At 64.7% G+C, this 22,912-nt stretch carries 16 protein-coding genes; 6 read left to right on the plus strand and 10 right to left on the minus strand.

Annotated elements, in window-relative coordinates; genetic code table 11:
- The first annotated feature begins 104 nt into the window (after window positions 1–104).
- Window positions 105–1,457, plus strand: a complete 1,353-nt coding sequence (locus NE850_RS31225; RefSeq protein WP_310699822.1) for a DUF2325 domain-containing protein — start codon at window positions 105–107, stop codon at window positions 1,455–1,457.
- A gap of 23 nt (window positions 1,458–1,480) precedes the next feature.
- On the opposite strand, the gene NE850_RS31230 is transcribed toward NE850_RS31225, so the two are convergent.
- Together NE850_RS31230 and NE850_RS31235 are read right to left on the minus strand one after the other, a co-directional pair.
- The gene (locus NE850_RS31230; RefSeq protein WP_007177491.1) at window positions 1,481–1,882 is read right to left on the minus strand and encodes a winged helix-turn-helix domain-containing protein; all 402 of its coding nucleotides are present in this window, start codon (window positions 1,880–1,882) and stop codon (window positions 1,481–1,483) included.
- Window positions 1,883–1,997: 115 nt separating this feature from the next.
- Window positions 1,998–2,492: a molybdopterin-dependent oxidoreductase gene (locus NE850_RS31235; protein WP_007177492.1), complete on the minus strand. Its 495-nt coding sequence runs from the start codon at window positions 2,490–2,492 to the stop codon at window positions 1,998–2,000.
- 224 nt (window positions 2,493–2,716) lie between these two features.
- On the opposite strand from NE850_RS31235, the gene NE850_RS31240 reads away from it, so the two are divergent.
- The 3 genes from NE850_RS31240 to NE850_RS31250 all read left to right on the plus strand — a co-directional run bounded on the left by NE850_RS31240 (window position 2,717) and on the right by NE850_RS31250 (window position 6,482).
- Window positions 2,717–3,643, plus strand: coding sequence for a hypothetical protein (locus NE850_RS31240; RefSeq protein WP_310699823.1), 927 nt, complete (start codon window positions 2,717–2,719; stop codon window positions 3,641–3,643).
- An 80-nt stretch (window positions 3,644–3,723) separates the two neighbouring features.
- On the plus strand, window positions 3,724–4,614 hold the full coding sequence (locus NE850_RS31245) for an extracellular solute-binding protein (protein ID WP_197740284.1): 891 nt from the start codon (window positions 3,724–3,726) through the stop codon (window positions 4,612–4,614).
- 5 nt (window positions 4,615–4,619) lie between these two features.
- Window positions 4,620–6,482: an ATP-binding cassette domain-containing protein gene (locus NE850_RS31250; RefSeq protein ID WP_007177495.1), complete on the plus strand. Its 1,863-nt coding sequence runs from the start codon at window positions 4,620–4,622 to the stop codon at window positions 6,480–6,482.
- Here the strand turns inward: NE850_RS31250 and NE850_RS31255 are convergent.
- The 3 genes from NE850_RS31255 to NE850_RS39545 form a co-directional block, all read right to left on the minus strand.
- Window positions 6,464–7,906: a nicotinate phosphoribosyltransferase gene (locus NE850_RS31255; RefSeq protein WP_310699824.1), complete on the minus strand. Its 1,443-nt coding sequence runs from the start codon at window positions 7,904–7,906 to the stop codon at window positions 6,464–6,466. The two genes, NE850_RS31250 and NE850_RS31255, sit on opposite strands and share 19 nt — an antisense overlap.
- 123 nt (window positions 7,907–8,029) lie before the next feature.
- Window positions 8,030–9,232: an AAA family ATPase gene (locus tag NE850_RS31260; protein WP_165188518.1), complete on the minus strand. Its 1,203-nt coding sequence runs from the start codon at window positions 9,230–9,232 to the stop codon at window positions 8,030–8,032.
- Window positions 9,233–9,299: 67 nt separating this feature from the next.
- Window positions 9,300–9,452: a hypothetical protein gene (locus tag NE850_RS39545; RefSeq protein ID WP_405044909.1), complete on the minus strand. Its 153-nt coding sequence runs from the start codon at window positions 9,450–9,452 to the stop codon at window positions 9,300–9,302.
- Between the two features lie 1,465 nt (window positions 9,453–10,917).
- Between NE850_RS39545 and NE850_RS31270 the strand changes: the two genes are divergently transcribed.
- Window positions 10,918–12,357, plus strand: coding sequence for a sigma-54 dependent transcriptional regulator (locus NE850_RS31270; RefSeq protein ID WP_007177499.1), 1,440 nt, complete (start codon window positions 10,918–10,920; stop codon window positions 12,355–12,357).
- Between the two features lie 563 nt (window positions 12,358–12,920).
- On the plus strand, window positions 12,921–15,584 hold the full coding sequence (locus tag NE850_RS31275; protein ID WP_310699825.1) for a mechanosensitive ion channel domain-containing protein: 2,664 nt from the start codon (window positions 12,921–12,923) through the stop codon (window positions 15,582–15,584).
- A 164-nt stretch (window positions 15,585–15,748) separates the two neighbouring features.
- Here the strand turns inward: NE850_RS31275 and NE850_RS31280 are convergent, their stop codons facing one another.
- From NE850_RS31280 to NE850_RS31300, 5 genes are all read right to left on the minus strand, one after another.
- Window positions 15,749–18,013: an ATP-dependent DNA helicase gene (locus NE850_RS31280; RefSeq protein ID WP_310699826.1), complete on the minus strand. Its 2,265-nt coding sequence runs from the start codon at window positions 18,011–18,013 to the stop codon at window positions 15,749–15,751.
- Window positions 18,010–19,917 (minus strand): VRR-NUC domain-containing protein, encoded by a 1,908-nt coding sequence (locus NE850_RS31285; protein WP_310699827.1) that lies wholly within the window; start codon window positions 19,915–19,917, stop codon window positions 18,010–18,012. The genes NE850_RS31280 and NE850_RS31285 overlap by 4 nt, the downstream gene beginning before the upstream one ends.
- Window positions 19,918–20,031: 114 nt before the next feature.
- Window positions 20,032–20,619 (minus strand): LUD domain-containing protein, encoded by a 588-nt coding sequence (locus NE850_RS31290; protein WP_007177503.1) that lies wholly within the window; start codon window positions 20,617–20,619, stop codon window positions 20,032–20,034.
- Entirely contained in the window at window positions 20,606–22,000 is a 1,395-nt protein-coding gene (locus NE850_RS31295) for a lactate utilization protein B (RefSeq protein ID WP_165188525.1), read from the minus strand. Before NE850_RS31295 ends, NE850_RS31290 begins: the two co-directional genes overlap by 14 nt.
- Entirely contained in the window at window positions 21,997–22,740 is a 744-nt protein-coding gene (locus tag NE850_RS31300) for a (Fe-S)-binding protein (protein WP_007177505.1), read from the minus strand. Before NE850_RS31300 ends, NE850_RS31295 begins: the two co-directional genes overlap by 4 nt.
- Between the last annotated feature and the right edge of the window lie 172 nt (window positions 22,741–22,912).

The raw sequence follows: 22,912 nt of genomic DNA on the forward strand, positions 1-22,912 counted from the left end.
ATCTTTCCGAATATATCGCCGACCACGCTCGCGCGGCAGAAGTGCGCGGCGCGCTCGGCACGCACTTTCGTTCCGCCTGACACCGAACCGGATTCGAGATTCCCATGCATACGCCCCCGTTCCGTCTCGCCCAGCCCACGCGTCTGAAACTGTCCGGCGACGAGCTTGCCGTGACCGGCATTCGCGCCGCCGATCCGTGCTGCACGCCCGCCAAGGTGTCGTTCCCGAACGCCAAACGGCGCGCGCGCCTCGCCGAACTCGACAGCCATCTGCATTGCTCGATCATCGGCACATGTCTTGGCACGCACGAATTGCGCAAGCTGGTGCCCAAATTCACGGGACTCGATCGGCACGACGCGAGCGACCTCGAGATTCATCACTCGGCAGTCGAACTCGCGATCGAAGGCGGCGCGGCCGCCAAAGCGCTGAACAAGCTGCTCGACGAACGTTATGCCGGCGCGATCCGCCACTTCGACAAAGCCGCCGACGACGTCGATCTGCTCAAGCTTTGGGACGAGGCGCTGAAAAGCGGCGACATTCCGCCGGCCTACTGGGCCTTGATGACGCATCCCTATGCAACCATGCCCGTGCGCCAGAAAGCGTTCGGCGAATTGCACATGCTGTCGCATCTGGTGGGCGCCGCCAATCGCGCGGACATTCGCCGGTTGGTCGCACTGGAAGAGGAAAACGCCGTACTGAAAGAAAAAATCGAACGGCAGCAGAGCCGTTTGCAGGAACTCAGCCTGCAACGCGACGCGTCGATCGCCGCGCTCGACCAGCAGACCGCCCAGTTGACTGCGCAGACAAGCCGTCAGACACCGGCCGACGCCACCAATCTCGAAGCCGAGGTGCAACGGCTACGAGACAAACTGGCCGATGCCGATCAGCGCGTCGCGCTGCATACCAGTCGCCGCGAAGCCGCGGAGCAGCGTGTGTTCCATGAACAGGACGCGGCGCTCGCGCTACGCAAGAGCTACGACCAGACGCTGACGCTGCTCAAGCTGGTGCAAAGCGAATGCGATGCCCTCGAGCACGCGACGCTGCACGCCGCGGACGCAGCGAGCGGAGCGGGCGCGCGCCGGACGAGCCTCGACAGTGTGCGGGGCAAACGGATCGTGTATGTGGGCGGCAGGCCGGGCTCCAACGCCGCGCTCAAGCGCCTCGTGGAAGCGGCCGGCGGCGATCTGGTCGTGCACGACGGCGGCGTGGAAGATCGCAAAGGCCTGCTTGCCGCAGCGTTGCCGGGTGCGGATCTCGTGGTGTTTCCGGTTGATTGCGTCGACCACGATTCGATGAACACGCTCAAACGTGTGTGCGAGCGGCATCAGATCGACTATCACCCGCTGCGCACGGCAAGCGTGGCGAGCTTTGTCGAATTGATGGCCCGCCTGCACCCCGAAAACCTTGCGCAACTCGGCAATCCTCCGACTTCGGCATTTTGCCTGCGACACGGCTAGGACTGCCCTGCCAGAACAAGGGTTCAGGAGCGGATCAGCCTGGTGAGTTCAGCGATCTGTTTGGCGCAACTTCGCTGTGCTTCGGCTTCGACGTCGCGATACAGGCGAATGATGGTCTCGCCGATCGGCGTGAGCGTGCAGCCGCCGCCGCTTTGTCCGCCCTGCTCCGAATGCGTGGCAGGCGACTTGAGCGAACGGTTCAGTTCGTCGATCAGGAGCCATGCGCGCCGGTACGACATATCGAGGCTGCGCGCCGCCGCCGAGATCGAACCGAATTCGCGCACGGCTTCGAGCAATTCGACTTTGCCCGGCCCTAAAGCGACCGCGTCTGCGCTACGAATGCGCATTCTGAAGCGCACTTCGGGGCGCGCCTTCGCGGCTTTTTTTGCCGCGGGTGCGGGTTTGGTTTTTGGGGTGTCAGCCATGCACGAAAGCATACACGAACCGCTTCGCGCTGCCACCTGGCCGAACCGCCATCAGCGAAGGCCTGGAATGCGGCGGACCACGACATTACACGCGCCGGCTACGGCTCGCGTGCACTTACGCCAAAGATGCCAGCACGTGTGCCTCGATTCGCGCGAGCCGTTTGACATGGCGCGGCGCGGGCAGGATGTCCGATCCGGAAAACAGAATCGGCGCGCCCTCTTCAGCGTCGAGCGCACGGCCGCCGCATTCGTAGGCGACCATCACGTTCTCGCCCACGGGCGTGTTGAAGAGTTCGTGCCATGAAAACGTCACGACATAGCCGTCATGTCCCACAGCGACGAATACCGTGCGCTTGAATTCGCCCGGCACGCTATCCGGCAGACCCGCTTCCGTGATGAGCGTGGTCAGACGCACGCCGCGATACGGCTCGACACTGCGGATAAAGCGGTTCGTCGTATAGCAACGCAGATCGAACGGCGTGGCCACCACGCTTTCGTAGCGTCTGAGCTGATCAAGATCGAACGAAAGCGGCCGCCGGAATCGTCCGCTCAGCACGAGCGCGCCTGCAACGGCGGGCGCGGCAATCACATTCACATTTACACTATCCATCTGCGGTTATCTCCAGCATCGACGCCTGAGCGGCCTGTTCACTCGTTATGTCCGTGTGTATATTACGCTTCGATGGCTGCCTGCGCGCAAAACCGCCCCGATACGCACTATATCGCCGGACATATCGGTTGATCGGCCGGCCTCATCCCGATTCATCACAGTCACGGCACGCGTGGGCGCGCTGGCATGCGGCCAGTGTTCTGCGGGCCGGTTCAGGAGATCACATGCGCTTCTCACCCGCCTGGCAACGCACCACGCGCCTCGCTCTCGTCAGCCTCGGCCTGATCGCAGCGCTCGCCGGTTGCGGCGGCGACGAGGTCACTGTCGTGCCGCAAAAGATCGCCGTTGGCGCGTCGCCGAACGGCATTGCGGTGCGCGCGGCGGACGGTGCCGTCTTCATCACCGACGACCAGACCAGCAGCGTGCTCTCCTCGCCCGATGGCCGTACATTCGCGCACTATGCGAGCGTGCCGGCGGTGGCCGGCCAGTCGAACAGCCTGAGCCAGTTGAGCTTCGCCGACGCTTCCGCGCTGATGATCGAGCGCTTCGGTTTGGGCACCGCAAGCGCGGTGTTCAGCATTACGGGCGCCGATACGATCGCGGCACTCAGCGGTCCGGATCCGGCGCGACGCCGCCTCGGTCTGATCTCGATCGGCTCGAACCGCCTGCTCTCGACGTGGTTCATCAAGAACGGCAGCAATCCTCCGCAAGGCGGCCTCAGCCTCATTACTTACGATCCCATCGCCCATACGGCGGTCGAACGCGATCTGCTCAGCGGCTTGGGCAAGCCGGTCGGGATCGCCGTATCGGGCGACGCGCTCTATGTCTCGGACCAGGCCAACAACGACATCGTCAAGGCGAGTCTGAGCGCGCTGCTCGGCGGATCCCATGCCGTCGCGCCGAACGGCACGTTCGCGCAGATCAACAGCCCGGACCTGATGGCCGTCGACGCAAGCGGCACGCTGTACACCAAATGCAACGCCACCGGCCTGTGCCGGATCGCGCCGGACGGCACGATCAGCGTGCTTGCAAACGACTTTCAGGACGCCCGCGGCGTGGCCGTCGATGCGCCGCGCGGCCGGCTGTACGCGATCGACCGCGCCGCCAGCGCGAACGGCACCAGCTACGTGCGGACATTCCCGCTCAATTGATCCGGCAGGCAACGCCGTCACACAACGTAATGCGGTGACGTCGTAATATAGCGCTCTTAATAACGTATCGGGGTTATCGCATGATTCGCAAGCTGCTCGCTTCTCTCGTTGCTCCACTCGTGGCCGTGACCGGCATCGTGACGGCCACGCCCGCCCTGGCGCAGGACAACACCGTCAACGTGCTCTATGCCGGCTCGCTCGTCAATCTGATGGAGCGCAGCATCGGCCCGGCATTCGAGAAGGCTACCGGCGAGCATTTCCGCGGCTACGCGGCAGGCTCGAACAAGATCGCCAACGAGATCAAAGGCAAACTGCGCCGCGGCGACGTATTCATCAGCGCGAGCCCCAAGGTGAACGACAGCCTGATGGGGGCCGCGAACGGCGACCACGTCACGTGGTACGTGAATTTCGCCGAATCGCCGCTGATGATCGGCTATAACCCGCAAAGCAGATTCGCCGCGCAGTTCAGGAGCAAGCGCTGGGACCAGGTGCTGCAGGAGCCGGGCATCCGGATTGGCCGCACCGATCCGAAGCTCGACCCCAAGGGCGCGTTCACCGTCGAGATGATGAACAAGGCGGCGGCGCTCTACCATCAGCCGGATCTCGTCGAAAAGACGCTTGGCGCGGCGGACAATCCTGAGCAGGTGCTGCCCGAGGAAACCCTGGTTGGCCGCCTGCAATCCGGCCAGCTCGACGCCGGCTTCTTCTATTCCACCGAAACATCCGACCTGAAGATTCCGGCGCTCCGCCCGGCGCCCGAATTGCAGGCCAAGGCCAGCTACACGCTGACGATTCTCAACGATGCGCCAAACCGTGAAGGCGCGAGCAGCTTCGCCGACTTCCTGTTGAGCGCGAAAGGCCGCGAGCTGCTCAAGCAACATGGCGTGGACGTCGTCAAACCGACCGTGAGCGGCAACGTGCAAGCCATGCCGCCTTCGCTGCAAGCCGTGATCGACGCCGCCACGCAGTAAGCGCGGTGAAACGCACCGCTGCGCGACCGCTCTTGTGGCTGGCGGCGCTGCTGGCCGTCTATCTGTGCGCGCCGTTTGTCGCGAGCGTGCCGCAGCTCGGCGCCGCGGACTGGGCGAACGTGGATTGGCGCGCGACGTGGTCGGCGGTCGGGGTATCGGCGGCCAGCGCCAGCGTAGCTTCGCTCGCGATTCTGCTGGGCGGCGTGCCGCTCGGCTATTTTCTGGCGCGCTCGACCTCGCGCAAAGTGGCGCTGCTCGGCTTTTTCGTGCAGTTGCCGCTGGCGCTGCCGCCGCTCACGAGCGGCGTGCTGCTGCTGTTTCTGCTCGGCCCGTATAGCTGGGTCGGTCAGTTGAGTCGCGGCATGCTGACGGATTCGTTCGCCGGCATCGTGCTCGCGGAAGTATTCGTCGCCGCACCCTTTCTGATCATTGCCGCCAAGTCCGCGTTCGCCGCCGTCGACCCGGTGCTCGACGACGTCGCCGCGACGCTCGGTCATCGCGCCGGCAGCCGCTTCTTCCGGGTCATGTTGCCGGTTGCGTGGCCGGCGATTCGCGCCGGACTCGCGCTCGCCTGGCTGCGCGCGTTCGGCGAATTCGGCGCGACCGTGATGGTGGCCTATCACCCGTATTCGTTACCGGTCTATACGTATGTCGTATTCGGCGGCCAGGGGCTTCCGGCGATGATGCCGTTACTCCTGCCTACGCTCGCCATCGCGATCGTCTGCGCGGCGCTGTCGATCTACAGCCTTCGGCAAAAGAGCGCGCTCGAACAGACCGAAAATGGCGACGACACGCTCGAACCCGGCGCGGACCTGACGGCGAGCCGCAGTGAAACCGCCGACCTTCGCCTCGCCTTCCATTTGCAGCGCCGGCTCGGCGCGTTCGAGCTCGACATCGCATGGACGCCCGCCACGCGGCGCCTTGCGATCATCGGGCCGTCGGGCTCGGGCAAGTCGCTGGCGCTGCGTCTGATTGCGGGACTCGAGTCCAACGCGTCGAGCAGTGTGACGCTCGGTGCGACGCGATTGGACGCGTTGCCGCCCGAGCGCAGGCAGATCGGCTATATGCCGCAAGACTACGGCCTGTTTCCGCATATGACGGTGGCACAGCAATTGGCTTTCCCGGTCGATGCCGATCCTGCCAGCGCGCGCTACTGGCTCGACCATCTGGGCCTTGCGCAACTGGTCGCGCGCCTGCCGCATCAATTGTCGTTTGGCCAGCGCCAACGGGTGGCGCTGGCGCGAGCACTAACACGCCACAGCGAACTGCTGCTGTTCGACGAGCCGTTCGCGGCGCTGGATACGCCGCGGCGGCGCCGCTTGCAGCAGTCGCTGCGGGCCTTGCAGCGCGAGATCGCGGCGGTGACGATCATCGTCACGCACGATCCGGATGAAGCCGCCTTGCTGGCCGACGAAGTACTGGTCGTCGAACAGGGCCGCGTGCTGCAAGCGGGCTTTATCGACGCTGTGTTCGAGCGGCCCGCTTCGATGCGGGTGGCCGGTCTGCTCGGCTTGCACAACGTCGGCGAAGGGGTGATGAGCGCTTCGGGACACGTAGAGATCGCGCAGGGCTTCGTGATCGGCACGGCCGACAGCGGGCTGGCTCCCGACGCCGGCCAGCACGTCATGTGGCGCGTCTCGTCGCATGCGATTGTCGTGTCGGAGGGCGGCATGCATGCCGGCGTGGTCGACGCGGTCGAATTGCGGCGCGGCGAGCGTTATGTCCGGGTGAATATCGCCGGAGTGCGGTTCGACATTGCCGATGAAGATACCCGGCTGCGTGAAGGCGCGCCGTGCCGGGTCGATATCCGCGCTTCAGGCGTGGCCGTCTGGCAAGCGGGTGCCCCTCATCAGGCTTCGTGCGCGTGAGCGCGGCGCCTGATCTCCGCAAGCGATACATCCACCAGCAGCTTGCCGGAATCGAAGACCGTCACCAGCGCCTCTTCCCAATCGCCCTCGACCGTGTGAGCGTCCCACGCAACCGGCAGCGTGGCGGCTCGATACTCGCCGGTGTGCCGATTCACCAGCAACGTCAGCCGCCCTTTCATCGAGCGCTTTGCGGCGTCCGTAATCGGATCCTTGAGGACGTCGTGCCACTCGTCGCCTAAACGGATCGCCGAGCATTTCATCGCGAAGCGCTGCGTGTCGCGGTTGATCTGCTGCAACAGCGCGCCGCCCATGCCGAACACGATGTTATCCGCCGCGAAACCGGCCTGGTCCAGGGCGGCGAGGATCGCTTCGATCGAATCGGGATTCACGCCGTCGCCCTGAATCACGCGCACGTTGTTGAGCACGCGCCGCCCTTTGCCGTTCACCGCCGATCCGAACGACGCCTCTAGCGCCTGCATGGTTTGCAGTACTATCGTCCGCGGATCGCCGGAGTCGGGCCGGATCACGAGCATGCCGCCGGAATCGAGCACCGCCTGCTTCAACTCCGTGCCCCAGACGCGGAGCGCGGCGAACAGATCGTAGGAATCGGACACCACCGAAACGATCGCGCCGGGCTTGCCGAACTGCGCAATCATGTTGCGGAACGCGTCGGTTTCGCGCTCGCGGCCCCATGAGGTGATCGTGCTGTGCTCCGCTGCCGGCACGGAAAACGCCGCCATCGTTTCGTTGTAGTAGCGGTTCGCCGCAGCCACGCCGAGCACGGTATCCGAGCCCATGAAACTGACGAGATGCGCCGCGCCGCCGATCGCCGCCGACTCCGCGCTCGACACCCCGCGCGCGCCGAAGTCATGCAGCTTGAACGGCAATTGCGTGAGGTCGTCACTGCTCTTCAGCAGATAGCTGCGGATCGTATTGCGCAGATGCCAGCTTTGCGTCGCCACCGTAACCGGATACCACACGCGCAGCAGCATGGTTTCCAGATACGAAGCCAGCCAGAACACCTGCGGATCGTCGCATTCGACCGTGACGAGCACGTTGTGCGTCGGCACGACCGAGCCTTCCGGCACCGCGCGAATGCGCACCGGCAGATAGCCGCCGTACTGCCCGACGACGTGGCGCCAGCCGGCTTCGTTGAACGGCTCGCCGTGCGCGGTGAAAAACGCTTTGGCCTGATCGATCATGGCCGGCGTGACCGGACGGCACAGATATTCCTTGATCAGCATCTGCAAGCCGAAGAACAGCGTGCGATCGTAGCGCCCGCCGCGCGATTCGATGTACGAGAACATCGCCGACGCTTCGGGTGGATATTGCAGGTAGTGCGATGCCTTGTACGAATCCGTGTTGAGAATCGGATTGGAGAGGATCGACGCGATATCGTTGAGACCGTTGGACTCGTTTTGCATGGGCGATGCGGCGCTGACGGAGCGCTCTCGAAAGTGATCGGGCGGGTTGGACTTTCACCCAGATCATGCCACGGGCGTGCGGATTACCTACTAACGTAGCAGATCCCGCCTGAACGGCTGAGTTCAATGCCCCGGCTTGAGCTCCGGCGGCGCGTTCGGCCCTGCCGCGAACAGCCGGCCGAGCACGCCTTTGCGGCGCTCGGCGCTGGACGGCCACAGCATGTCCGCCAGCAGGCTGATGCCTTGCGCGAGCGTACTGTCTCGCGCCGACGTCACCAGCGGCACGCCGCGGCTGAGCGCGTCGTTGGCGTGCTTTTCGTCGCGCGGAAGCTGATGCGCCACCTTCACGCCGAGCGTCTGTTCGAGCTTCGGGAGGTTGATCTGCGCGTTCTTGTCGTATTGATTCACCACTACGCGCACCTTGCTCGCCGGATAACCCAGCTCCCTGAAAATTTCGAGCATGCGGCGCCCGCCGTGCAGGTAAAGCAGGTTCTGGCGCACCACCATGCAGATCACGTCGCTGTGATCGAGCGCATGAATCGTGAGCGGATTGAGGCTCTGTCCAACGTCGATCAACACCGCGTCGTAACGCTCGCGCACCAGCGCGAGAATGCGCTCCAGTTGGGCCGGCAGCAATTCGGCGGCCTTGAGAGGATCGCCCGCACCCGCCAGCACATCGAGATTTGCGTGAACGTGCATCACGCATGATTCGAGTAGCGCGGCGTCGAGGCGCTCCACCTGGGAGCAGAGATCGGCAAGCGTGGTGGGCGGCGGTTTGTCGGCCATAAGCAGGCTGGCGTCGCCGAATTGCTGGCTCAGGTCGATCAGCAGCACACGCCGGTTGCTCAGCGCCGCGAGCGAATACGCGAGATTCACGGCGATCAGCGTCGTGCCGCTGCCGCCCTTGCTCGAAGCCAGCGAGACGACGCGTCCGGCACGGCGCCCATTCGCGTGTTTGCGCGTTTCGATCTGGATCAGGATGGTGGTGATCTCGTCCGCGTCGAGCGGCCACGACAACACATGCCGCACGCCGACGCGCATCGCCACACCAAGCAAGGCAGTGGATGGCGCCGGCGTCATCAGGACGCAATGCAGCGCCGGTGTACAGGCAAGCGCTTCCTCGATGCCATCCAGGTCGCGCGCGCTCAGATCGGCGTCGTCGACGATCAGCAACTCGGTGCTGCGGATCGCACGGGTGTGCGAGCGCAGTTGCCGGGCCGTGCCGTGAGCCGTGCGCAGCCGGTAAGCCACGCCGCTTGCATCGAGACGCGCGACGATTTGCGGCGCACGCTCCGTGCTGGACGTAATCAGGAAGATGTCGATCATGTCGGCTCTCCGCCGCTCTGGCGCCGTCCGGTTGCCGGCGCCACCGCGATTGCGGTCTATGTTCTGGTTATTCGCGAGAATTGACAGGTCGGATGTCCGCCCCGCGATCGCGGTGTCGTTCCGGAGAGACCGGCATTTCATACATCGCTTCGCGTAACGCCTCGCGCTGGATCTCCGCTTGCGCCTTCCGCTTGAGCGCCTCGGCGATCACCAGCGTCAACAGATCTGCCGATGGCGCGGCAAACAATGCGCGCGGAGCGGCGCTATGCCGTCGATAAATGGCGCCGACTGAATGCACGGTGGTTTGACGCTCCGACTGTGCTGCGCCGGCTGGCCTGAAATGTCTGGTCATGACAACCCCCGAAAGATGTGTTTTTTCAAGGCAGTGTCCAGGCCAGCCGTGTCCGCGAATTCGCGGACACGGCGCCCGGTCCACCTCGTAACCTGCGCCTCTCTGTGGAGACTCGGGCCTTTTCTCCCCGCCTCGTCGCGCCCGGTTGGTCCTCGACCGTGCGCTGCCCCGCCGCTGCTCCTGGTTGTTATGGGTATCGCTCGCCAAACTCACGACGGCGGTATCTGTTGTTTTTTGCCATCCCCTTCGAATCCGCGGAAACAGACGGAAAAATGGCGGGCGCAACGTTTTACCTGATCCGGTCGCGAATGGCCGGTAGGGTGTACCGATCATTCGCTCCGTTCTTTTTTGACAATCGTTTTTCAGTTGGCCCCGCCGCAACCTCGCAAAACGCATTGGCTTCCCCGGCCGCGCCTACGAAGGCTGTATGTTTGCCGCCCGCCTTCTTTCTCCCCCGGGCTTCATATTGAAACGGCGGCAACGCATTCGTTGTGAAATGCTTATTGCAACGCCTATGCCAGCCGCCTTCAAACCCTTATGCCACCGTGATTTCTGCTGCGGCGGACCTCCGCCCGGCATCCTTCGCATCACGCGTTGATTCGAATACGACACGTGCTCGCTCCGGCCACCGGCCACGTCATGGAAAGTTGTACCGGCCCGCCGGCCAGTCAGGTAGCCGCGCGCGCCGTATAGGGCCGCGGGTTGCATCACACGCCGGTCAAATATGCCGATGTTTCGGAACCCTATTGGTGCTCCACCGCGCATTGTCCGATGTGTCGCAAGCATGAGACAACGCAAACCCCGACCGGCGGCGCCGATTTCACATTTGCCGCTACACGGATTGCAACGTTGTGTGGGACACCCCGCATAAAGGGCCTTGACCGTGCGTTTTCGAACGGCAAGGACACATGGCATGATGCGAAAAACGTTTCTGAATCCAGACTTGTTTGTATGGCGCTCGAAAGCGGTTTCGCTTATCGTTAGGCCAAGCGCCAGATAGAGCGCCTGTATCAGGCCAACGAGGTAAAAAACGGTCGGCGTAATTCGGGGAAAGGATCGTCTGTCGGTTGCAACGGTGAACACCGTTGCGCCATCCGTCCAATGTGTAGCACCCTGCGGCTCGCGCCGCCTGCTCCAGGCCCCCGAGATTGCCGTTACCGTGAATCCGTCACCGCCGGGCTGCGAGAAGCAGAATCCCCTGGCAGTGGCGCAATCCCTTTCCGGGCCCGCGCGAACGGACCGGTTGGCTCAGTTGGCCGGAACCCGGCACCTTGCCGGTCTGTCGAGTACGTCGCAGAGAAGAGTCCTGAGAGCAGCATCAAACGGGGGTAACATGAATACGACTTGCACGCCTATCGACACGGAACGTACCGTTCTCTATGTGTCGAATTCTCCGGATCCGAAACTCGCCGCTTTTCTGGCGGCTTCCGGCTGGCAAGCGGTGCATGCCAAAAGCACGGCTGTCGCCGAACGCATGATCGAGCGCGGCAACATCAAGGTCGGCCTCGTCGAACTGCCGGGCGACTGCACATCCCAACATCTATCCGCGCTGGCGTCCTGCATGCGGCGCGTCGAAACCAACTGGGTCGCCCAGATCGCGCCGGGGCAGGCGGCGAACGAACTGGTCAGCCGTTTCATCCTCGACTATTGCTTCGATTTCGTCACACGGCCGTGGCTGAACGAGCGGCTCGTGTTCGCGCTCGGCCACGCGCATGGATTGTCGAGCCTGCGGCAGGCGGAGGTCGCGCCGGAGCCGTCGCTCGGCCGCCACGGCATGGTCGGGCAATGCGAGGCCATGCAGCAGTTGTACCGGCGCATCGACAAATGCGGCGTGACGGACGCGCCGGTATTCGTCGCAGGCGAGTCGGGCACCGGCAAGGAGCTGACCGCCAAGGCGATTCACGAACGTTCGCCGCGCGCCGGCCGCACCTTCGTCGCGATCAATTGCGCGGCGATTCCGCCGAGCCTGCTGCAAGCCGAATTGTTCGGCCACGAGCGCGGCGCCTTTACCGGCGCGCTCCAGCGCAAGATTGGCCGGATCGAGAGCGCTCACGAGGGCACCCTCTTTCTCGACGAAATCGGCGATATGCCGCATGAATGCCAGGCGGTCCTGTTGCGCTTCCTCCAGGAAGGCACGATCGAGCGGCTGGGCGGCAACGGGCCGATCAAGGTCGACGTCCGGGTCATTTCGGCGACCCACGTCGATCTGGACAAAGCCGTCGAAGACGGTCGCTTCCGCTCCGACCTGTATCACCGCCTGTGCGTGCTGCGCCTCGTCGAGCCGCCGTTGCGCGAGCGCGGCGGCGACATCAAGCTGCTCGCCAACTATGCGCTCAGCATGTACAAGCAGGACGGCGCGCGCAAATTGCGCGGCCTGTCGAGCGACGCGATCGTCGCCATGTCCAACTATCCGTGGCCGGGCAATGTGCGCGAACTGATCAACTGCGTGCGGCGTGCCGTGGTGATGAGCGAGGGCCGTTTCATCACCGCCAGCGATCTCGGCCTGCCGGAAGCCGAAAACGGGCCGGCCGTGACGCTGGCGGAGATTCGCAGCCGGGCCGAAAAAGACGCCATCGAGCACGCTTTGCAGCGGCATGGCTACAAGCTGTCCGAGGCGGCGGCCGAACTCGGCATTTCGCGGGCCACGCTGTATCGGCTGATGCACGCCAACCGGCTGCACCAGGACGCGGCAGCCGGCGGACGCGCGTCGAACGCCAGCGGCGGCGCGGACGCCGACGGCGAGGCGGAGCGGAAGGCGGCTTCGCTGGTGTGAACGGGTAAGCTCCCCCCTCGCTTCTGCTCCGGTCAGCCGTGTGTGATCCGGCTGGAGCCACGCCGCGCGCAACCGTCGCTTTCGACGCACCGAGCCCACCGGCGGATCGCGCACGGACATCCATCGATACGTCGGACCGGGCTGAAACATCGCCGGCCGGCGCTTGCCATACGCCAATACGCCAATACGCCAATTTCGAGTTGGCCTGAACGAGGCGCTTCATTCCACGCGAGGAGCGCACCCTCACCAAAGTCGTGGAAGGCACGTTCGGCGTGCCGCCGAGCTCCACACAAGCGGCGCCGCACAATGGCGGTCGCAAGGCGGCGGATGCCGCAATTCCTGCGCACGGTAGCCGCCATGCGACGGGTAGCCATTGACCGACGGGCCGGTTTTTTGCTAGGGGAAAGTGCCGCGGCGCCAGGCTGCCCGACTCTGCGGCGCCACGCGCAACGGCCGTTCGAGGAACTTGTACGACCAGATAGGTGTCGGTTCAGGTTCACGCCGCCGAGCCCGTCCACGCGTTTCGGCATAGCCGTTCGCTTCCGTAGCCCGCCTTACACCCTATGCGCAAATTATTTCAAGCCTGTTGTTTCATTCTTCTCGCTCTCGGCGTCTCGCCGGTCCTTGCCGCGGCAGCACCAGCCGCCCCCGCCTCTTCGGCCTCTGCGGCCTCCAGTCCTGGGGTGACGCTGACGCCCGAGCAGGCTCGCCAGGCGCTCGCCGTCCTCAATGACCCCAAGCGCCGCGCGCAAGTGGCCGACACCTTGGAGGCCATTGCTGCTGCCGGCGCGCTCAGCGCGCCGCCCGCTTCCGCGCCCACGGCAGCGTCGGCCGCTGCGGCGAGCGGCGCCGCCGCCCTCGTGCCGGCGGCGTTCAAGTCGAATGGTCTCGCCTCGCAACTGGCCCGCCAGGGCGCGCATTGGGCCGTGCGCCTCGGCAAGTCTCTGCGCAGTTCGGTCGGCGCGCTGCTCGACGTCTCCTCGGTGCGCGCCTGGTGGTATTGGCAATCGACCAACCCGCAAGCACGCGCCGTGCTGGGCCAGGTCGCGTGGTCGCTGCTGGCCGCGCTGATACCCGCGCTCGCGCTCGAATGGCTCGCGCGCCGCCTGCTGCGCCGTGCCTACAAGGCGCTGGCCGCGCGCCGCGAAGCCGGCGATCGGGACAGCGTGCCGCCAGCCGATCTGCCTGTGGACGTCGCGCCCCAACCCTCCGACGCGCCGAACGCCGCGCCGCCCCTGCCCGTGTCGCCGGCCTCGCCCGTGACCGCGGCGCAGGCGAAAGCGGCGGCTGTGCCGTCCGGCACAAGCGCGGCCACGTCGGCCAACGGCAAGGTCATCGAAGCCAAAGGCAAGCAGAACGCCCGACATCACTGGACACTCCTGCAGCGCCTGCCGCGCGCGCTCCTGAGCCTGGTGCTGCGACTGTTGCCGCTCGTCGTATTCGTCGGCGCGGCGAGCGCGCTGATGTCGATCTTCACCGACGACGGCACCCCGCAAGACCGCGCACTCGACTCGCTCATCGACATCTACGTGCTGTGCCGGGTGATCGTGATCGTCAGCGGCTTTTTCCTGCAACCGGCCGCGCCGCGCCTGCGCCTGCTGCGCATGAGCGACGCGTGGGCCGCCTTCGTGCAGCGCTGGATGGTGCGGATCGTCAGCGTGGTGGGCGCCGGTTCGGCGGTCGCGGAGATCGCCCAATCGCTCGGTCTGAACGACGCGGCGCATCTGGCGCTGATGAAAGTGGTCGCGCTCGCCGGCCACGTCATGATCTCGATCCTGCTGCTGCAATGCGCGAACCCAGTCGGCGAATTGATCCGCAAGCGGGCTGCCACGCGCAAATCGCTGGAAATGGCCGGCAATGTCTTTGCCGAAGTGTGGGCCTGGTTCGCGGTGTTCGTCGTGATGGCGCTGTGGTTCATCTGGGCGCTCGACGTGCAGAACGGCTATCAGACGCTGCTGCACCTCGGCGGTATTTCGCTGGCGGTGCTGGTGGGCGCGCGGGTCGTGTCGATCGTGCTGTTCGGCGCGCTGGCCCGGCTCTTCCATGCGCAGGACGACGCGGCGAAGTCGCTCGTGCATCAGCACGCGTACCGCTATTACCCGCTGGTGCGCCGCGTGGTGGCGTGGATCATCGGCATCGTGACCGCGCTCGCGCTGTTGCAGGTATGGGGCGTGCATGTGGCCGACCTGTTTCGCGCCGGCACGATCGGCCACCGGCTCGCGTCGGCGATCGTCACGATCGGCGTGGCGGCCGTCATTGCGCTGCTGGTGTGGGAAAGCGTGAACGTATCGGTCGAACAGCGGCTGGACCGCTGGACCACGAGCGGCGATCTGGTGCGCGCCGCGCGCTTGCGCACCCTGCTGCCGATGCTGCGCAGCGCGCTCTTTTGCGCCATCGCGCTGGTGGTGGTACTCACCGGCCTGAGCGAGCTCGGCGTGAATATCGGGCCGCTGCTGGCGGGCGCGAGTATCTTCGGCGTGGCGCTCGGTTTCGGCTCGCAAAAGCTGGTGCAGGATTTCATCACCGGCATTTTCCTGTTGATGGAAAACGCGATGCAGGTGGGCGACTGGGTCACGCTCGCGGGCGTGTCCGGCACCGTCGAGTATCTGTCGATCCGCACCGTGCGACTGCGCGGCGGCGACGGTTCGCTCTACACCGTGCCGTTCAGTTCGGTATCGACGGTGAACAACACGAACCGTGGTATCGGCAATGCCGCGGTGAAGGTCAATATCGTGTTCGGCCAGGACGTCGATCTCGCCATCGGCACACTGAAGGAAATCGGCGCCGCCTTGCGCGAGGACGACAGTTTCAAGGACGGCATCCTGTCGGACTTCAGCTTCTGGGGCGTCGATGCGCTGGACGGCTCGGCCATCACGCTGACCGGCCAGATTCAGTGCCGCGACAGCGCGCGCTGGGGCGTGCAGCGCGAATTCAACCGCCGGATTCTCGACCAGTTCCGCGAGCGCGGCATCGAGATCGCGAACCCGCAGCGCAATCTGCTGACGTGGGATCCGCAAAGCGCGCCGGCGAGGATCGAGGCCGATGAAGCGTCCAGCACGGCGGCCAAAGAAGAGGCGCCGAGCGACGAGCCGCCTGCCGCTGCGGCACCTTCCGCCGCAGCCCGGCAAGGCGATGCGCCAGTGGAAGACCAGTTGCCCGTCGCCCCCCAACCGGCCGGCGGTCCGGGAACGCCGGCAAATCCTGGTTCAACCTCTCCGCACGAGTGAGGTAAGAGCCGGGGCCGGCATCTTCGTGGGCTGCTGCGCTTTGGGCGGGAATCGTGATGCCACGCCGCTACTGTGACGAGTGGCGGCGGGCAAAGTGATTACCCGGCCGGCCGGCGGTAAAGAAGCGCGGTTATGAAGCGCCGGTCCGCCGGCTGCGGCACGCGCTATTGCACGTCCCACCAGCGCGGCAGCAAACGCCGCACTTCGGCCCGCCGATACCGGTCATCGATCAGATGCACCACACCCTGGTCCTGCTCCGTGCGGATCACACGCCCTGCCGCCTGCACCACCTTCTGTAGACCGGGATACAGATACATGTAGTCGTATCCGTTGCCGAACTTCACTTCCATCGTGCGGCGCATCTGCTCGTTGATCTCGTTCATCTGCGGCAAGCCGAGCGTGGCGATGAACGCGCCGATCAACTGCTGACCGACCAGGTCGACACCTTCCGAAAACGCACCGCCGAGCACCGCGAAGCCCACGCCCTCGTTCATGGTCCGGAAGCGCGCGAGAAACGCGTCGCGCGCGGCTTCGTCCATGCCGGGCTCCTGCGCCCAGACCGGCAAGTCCGGGTGCCGCTCGCGCATCAACGCGACCACGCGCTGCAAGTACTCGAAGCTGCTCAGAAAGCCCAGATAATTGCCCGGCTGCGTTGCGTATTGCCGGGCGATCAGGTCGACGATCGGAATCAGCGAACGCTCGCGGTCACGCCAACGCGTCGACACGTTGCCGGCCACGCGCACCTGCAACTGCTCCGCGCGAAACGGCCCTTCCACGTCGAGCCATTGCGTGGCTTCGGGCAACCCCAGCGTATCGCGATAGAAATGATGCGGGTTGAGCGTGCCGGAGAACATCACCGTAGTGCGCGCGGCCGCGTAGCGCGGCGTGAGAAACGGCGCGGGAATCACGTTGCGCACGCAAAGCGCGGCACTGTTTTTGTCGCGTGGCGCGTAACGATCCGTGGCGAGCGTGATGTCGAAAATCGAATGCTCGCCGAACTGCTCGGCCAGCGCGACGAAATGCATGGCGTCGAAGAAGAAGCGCAGCGATGCTTCGTCGATGGAAAGTGGCGCTTCCGCCAGTTGGTCCGTGACGGCGCTGATCAGATTTTGCGCGGCGGAGAGCAGTTTGCCGGGGATCCCGGCGTAGACCTGATAGCTCGCGGTCTGAGCGCGTTTGAGCGCGTTCCACTCGCGTTGCAGCCGTTCAAGCGGCTTGCGCAGCGCGGCCGGCGCCGTTTTGCGCGCGAGCCGGAATGCCGTCTGATCGAGCGAGGCGGTGTACATGCGGCGGGCACGATCGAGCAGATTGTGCGCCTCGTCCACCAGCACGCCCACCCGCCACTGGTTGATCTGCGTGAGCGCGTACAGCATGGCGTTGCTGTCGTAGTAGTAGTTGTAATCGCCGACCACCACGTCGGCCCAGCGCGCCAGTTCCTGCGCCAGATAGTACGGACAGATGTCGTGCGCAAGCGCTGCTTCGCGCACCGCCGCACGGTCCAGGCGCGGGCCTGCCAGCGCCGCGCTGCGGGCCGCGTCGAGCCGGTCGTAGAAGCCGCGCGCGAGCGGACAGGACTCGCCGTTGCAGGCTTTGTCCGGATGCTCGCAGGCTTTATCGCGTGCGACCAGTTCGAGGGTTCTCAACGGCAGGCGCGCGTCGACCCGATGCAGTGTTTCGATCGCATCCAGCGCCAGCGCGCGGCCCGGCGTCTTGGCGGTCAGAAAGAACACCCGGTCGATCTGGTCCGACGCGCACGCCTTGAGCAACGGAAAAATCGTCGCGAGCGTCTTGCCGATGCCGGTCGGCGCCTGGGCCATCAAAGGCTTGCCGTCGCGCGCCGAACGATAGACCGACACCGCCAGTTCGCGCTGGCCGCTGCGAAACTGCCCATGCGGAAACTGCAACGCACTCAGCGCCGAGTTGCGCGCGGCCCGATGCGCCTCTTCCTGTACGGCCCAATCCAGAAAACGCTCGCATTGCTCGACGAAGAAAATCTCCAGGTCGCGCGCGGTATGCGTTTGCGTCAACAGCACTTCCTTCTGGGTACCGATATCGAAGTACACCAACGCTACGGTCAACCCGGCAAGCTCGCGCGTGCGGCACAGCAGATGACCATAGACGAGCGCTTGCGCCCAATGCAACGTGCGGTGATTGGCGGGCATCCGTTCGAGATCGCCACGATGCGTCTTGACCTCTTCCAGCCGGTTCGCCGCCGGGTCGTAGCCGTCGGCGCGTCCGCGCACGGTCAGGCTGCGATGCGTGCCCGTCAGCGTGATTTCGGTTTCGTAGCCGCTCGCGCGCCGTCCGGCGACCGTGACGTGGCCCGCCATGCCTTCGAGCGAGGTGGGCGCGGGCGTGAAGCGCAGATCCAGATCGCCGCGCCTCGCGGTGAACTCGCACATCGCTCGCACGGCGACCACGTAGGTCATGCGGTGGCCTCGGTGGTGGGTTCGGTGGTGGGTTCGGTGGTGGCCTCGGTGGTGGGTTCGGTGGTGGGTTCCGGTTTGACCTCTGCGATGGCATCTACCGCGCCCTCGGTTCCGGCCTCCGTGACGATCGCGCGTCCGACCGCTGCGGCGGCCTCGGCAGCAGCGTCAACCGCGCCGCCATTCACGACGAGCACCTCGTCGGCCCAACGCACGTCGAGCACTCGCACCGGCATGCCGTGCTGCGCGCAATACGCGAGCCAGCGGATCTGGTTGTCCTGCAAGCGGTCGCCGGGGCCTTTCACTTCGATCAATTCGTAGCGGCGCTCGGCAGGCCAGAAGCGGATCAGATCCGGCAGGCCGGAACAATTGCCTCGTATATCGCGCAGCAAGCGCTCGAACCACAGTTTCAGATGCGCGGCCGGCAGACAGTCGAGCGCCAATGCAACGAGTTCCGGCGAGAGCAGCCCCCAGAATACGAAAGGCGATTGCAGTCCCGCCTTGCTATCCAGATGCCGCCAGATCGTCTCGCGATAAGCTCCGCTGTCGAGTTGCGCAAGACACGCGGCAAACGGCTCCGCGCGGCGAGCATGAAAATCCGGCGCGTGCAGATCGGCCGGACCGCGCTGGAACGGATGAAAAAACGCGCCCGGCAACGCCGCAAAGACCGGCTCCCAGCACAGCAGCCCGAACAGCGAATTGATCAGCGCGTTCTCGACGTAATGAACCGGCGCGGCGCCGCACGTCAAATGATCGCGAACGACGTATTCGACCGGCAGCGGCTCCTTGGGCCGCGGCACCACCAGCGTGCTGCGCTCGACGGGACGCGCCGCGCTCGCCCGTGCGGCCGGCATGCCGCGCTTGCGCAGCAACCGTGCGAGCATGCGGGCGATGCGTTGCGCTTCTTCTTCGCTCTCCGGCGCCGCGGCGGCTTGCGAGGCGAGCGCGAACGCATCGTCGAAACGTTCGCTGCGTTCGAGCACACGCATGCGCCGATGGCGCGCACCGGGCCACGCGCAGCGCTCATACACGGCGAGCGCGGCCGGCCAGTTCTCCCGACGCTCGCACAGGTGGCCGATACGAAACAACAGTTTCGCGCGCCGCGTTTCGAGCCAGGCGTTCGAGGTTTCTATTTCACCGACGGCTGCCACCAGTTCGTTGATCGCCTCTGCTTCCGCGTCGCCGCCGGGTAGCCATTCGAGCGCTTCACGGCACGCGTGCAAGGCGAGATAAACGTCCACGTCCGCACGCGCCTGAAACGCGCGCGACGAAGGCGCGAACGCCACCTTCTCGTACTGGAACACACCGAGGTCGGCAAGCACGAACTCCGACCACGCCTGCTGCAAATTGCCGAAGAACATCAAACGCAGACGTTCGCACAGCGGTGCGATGGCAACGTGCAGCACGCAATCCGTTGATTGACCGTACCATGCGCGGAGCGGGCGCGCCGCGACGCCTTCTTCTGCGGGCTCGCCAGGCTCGCCGACATAAAACGGACGCAGCGTTTCCAGCAGTTCCGGTTTGCGCAAGCTCTTCGTGCCGGGAATCAACGCGACGGCGTCCGCGAAAATTTCCATCAACTCGGCACGCGTGGTGAGCGCGAACAGATCGTCGAGCGTCAGGGCCGGTTGGGTATCGACCCAGCCGAGCGCGGCGATCGGCGCGGCCGCCTGCAGTGGGCAGCCGATCTCTTCGTAAGACAGGCGGCTTGCGCGAAATAGCGTGCCTTTACGCATCAGCATGCGAACCAGCAGCGCGCGTGACGCCTGCGGCAACGCGGCGAAATCGCGCAGAAACGCCTGTTCGTGCGCGTCGAACAGGTCGTCGTAACGCTGCGCGAGCCACGCGAGGGCGCGCTCGAAGTTCAGCAGATAGTAGAGAGCGTAGGGAGAAGCGGGTGTTGCCACGGCACGTTCACGAAACCTGTATGTTTATACAGTGATGATAGCAAAGTCCGTGGCGATGCAGGCACAGCGCGGCAAGACGTGGGGGCCGCCCGAATCAGGCGACCCGGAATTTTTTTACTCCGCTGCCAGCCACACCACCGTCAACGAACGCACGCCTTGCGCGCCGCGAATCAGCACACCCTCGATATCCGCCGTCGCCGAAGGCCCGGTGACGAGCGCCGCATAACGGGCTTCACGGAAATCATCGCGCCGGTATACGTCCTGCAAGCCGTCGAGCAATTGCGACGGATCGAGCAGCACGACCAGATGCTGCACGATGTACCCCAGCGCGTTGACCACATACTCACGTTCGCTGAACCACACCGAGCCGGTCTCAGCCACGCCGAAGCGCGCCCGCACCACACCGACCTCGATATCCTGCAGCGACGCGGGTTCCGTGTCGGCGGTGAGCACGCGCGTGCCCGGCACTTCCGCGGTTGCCGAAGCGATGGATGCCTCAGCCCCGAACCGCTCGCGAATCAGCCCGCCCACGTCGCTCGCAGCCGTAACTTCGACGCACGTGCCACCCATTGCCTGCAGCGCCGCCGTAAAACGCGCGTGCAGATCGCCACCCGCCGCATCGAACAGCGGCACGTCGGGCCGTGGTCGCGCCGGCGGCTGCGCCTGCCGCACTTTCGCCAGAAAAGCTTCACGCGTTGTCATGATCGGCTCCACGATTCTTTTTGTACCAGGCGTGGAAGGTCAGTTTTGGCGCCTCCGGCAACTCGCGCTGTTTGCCCCAGATATTGAGCGGGTTATACAGCACGAAATTCGGCAGCCGCCGCAGCGCGCTGCCCATCGAGGACACCGTCGCGCGATACAAGGTCGGGCTCGCGAGCAACCGCCCTGCCATCTTCAACACCTCCTGCTTCACGAACGGCACCTCGTGATGCTCCGCAATCACCGTGCGCCATTTGTAGATCTGCTCGTGAATATTGATCTTCACCGGACACACGTTCGTGCAACTGCCATTGAGCGTCGATGCAAACGGCAACGCACTGTAGCGCTTCAGATCGAAGGTCGGATTGATGATCGCGCCGATCGGCCCCGAGTAGGTGCCGCCATACGACAGCCCGCCGCTGCGCCGGTAAACAGGACACGTATTCATGCAGGCGCCGCAGCGAATGCACTTGAGCGAATACCAGAAGTCCTCCATTGCGAGCCGCTCCGAGCGGCCGTGATCGACGAGAATGAAATGCATCTCCGTGCCTTTGCGCGGCGCACGGAAATGCGACGTGTATTGCGTGATCGGCGAGCCGAGTGCGCTGCGCGACAACATGCGGATAAACACACCGAGATCCGAGACCTTCGGAATCAGCTTCTCGATACCGATCGACGCGATATGCAACGGCGGCACATTCGCCGACAGATCCGCATTGCCTTCGTTAGTACACACTACGACCGTGCCCGTCTCCGCCACCGCGAAATTGCAACCGGTCATGCCGGCCGTTTTCTCGCGCACGAAGTACGGCCGCGTGTTCATCCGCTGGCTTTCCGCCAGGTAATGAATATCGCTGTTCTTCGGATCGGTGCCGATAGTGCGGCCGAACAGTTCGGCAACGTCGGCCCGCAGTTTGTGGACCGCGGGCACCACCATGTGGCTCGGATCCTGATGGTCGAGTTGCTGGATACGTTCGCCCAGATCCGTTTCCATCACCGTAATGCCGCGCGGTTCGAGATACTCGCGCATCTTGCATTCGTCGGTCAGCATCGACTTGCTTTTGACGAGCGTGGTCATGCCGCGCTCCGACATGAGCTGGTGCACGAGCGCGTTGTGCTCTTCGGCGGTGGCGGCCCAATGCACCGTGACGCCGTTCGCCTCGGCGGCCGCCGCGAACTGTTCCAGATACGTGGACAGATTCGACAGCGTGTGTTCCTTGATGCCCGAGGCCAGCTCGCGCATCGTCTCCCACTCGGCAATGCCGTGCGCCTGCACATCGCGCTTCTCGCGCAGATCCCACAGGCGCTTGTCGTGAAACGCGACATGCTCTGTCTTGCTGATGAAAGCGCCCGCGGCTTTCGCGTGATCGATGCGGTTGCTCATGCGCGTGCTCCGTTGAGAACCTGCGCGATATGGATGAAGCGCGCGTCGGCTTTCATGCGTTCCGCGCAGCCTTGCTGATGCATCAGGCACGACATGTCGCCCGATACGATGTACTCGGCGCCCGCGTTCAGGTGATCGCGCACCTTGTCCTGGCCCATGCGCACCGAGACCGGCTCCTCTGTGACAGAGAACGTGCCGCCGAAACCGCAGCATTCGTCGGGCCGCGCCGGTTTGACGAACTCAATGCCCTTCACGCCTTCGAGCAACGTGCGCGGCTTCGAAAACGGCGTGCCGGCCACTTCCGAAATCGATGCTTCCTTCAGATGCCTCAATGCGCTGCAACTGTTGTGCAAGCCCACGCGGTGCGGAAACTCGGCCCACGGAAATTCACGCGCGCCGACCACGTCGTGCAGAAACTCGACGAGTTCGTAGGCGTTCGCGCGGACCTTCTTCACTTCGTCGGTCTGCTCCAGCGCGGTGAGATGCTCGCGCACGTGGTGAATGCAACTCGCCGACGGCCCGACGATGTAGTCGTAGCCGGCAAAGTTGCGCGCGAACACACGCTCGGTGCCGGCTGCCTCGGCATGCGCGCCGCTGTTGGCCATTGGCTGGCCGCAGCAGGTTTGCTCCTGCGGATAGTCGACCTCGATGCCGAAGCGTTCGAGCAATTCGAGCGTGGCGATCCCCACTTCGGGATAAAACGCGTCGATGAAGCACGGGATAAACAGGGCGACTTTCATAAGCTCATTGGGGAAAAAGCGGCAGTCGGCGATTCACCTACTCTACTGCGGAATGGCGGCGGTGAACCAGTGCGTTATTGCGGCGGCCAGCATGCAAGCGGGATGGAGCAACGAGGAATTCCGGCGCCCCAGTAAGACTGGTATGGTTGGTCTGACCAAGAATATAAGGAAG

The organism is Paraburkholderia sp. USG1, from assembly GCF_031570135.1.
Taxonomy (GTDB): domain Bacteria; phylum Pseudomonadota; class Gammaproteobacteria; order Burkholderiales; family Burkholderiaceae; genus Paraburkholderia; species Paraburkholderia dioscoreae.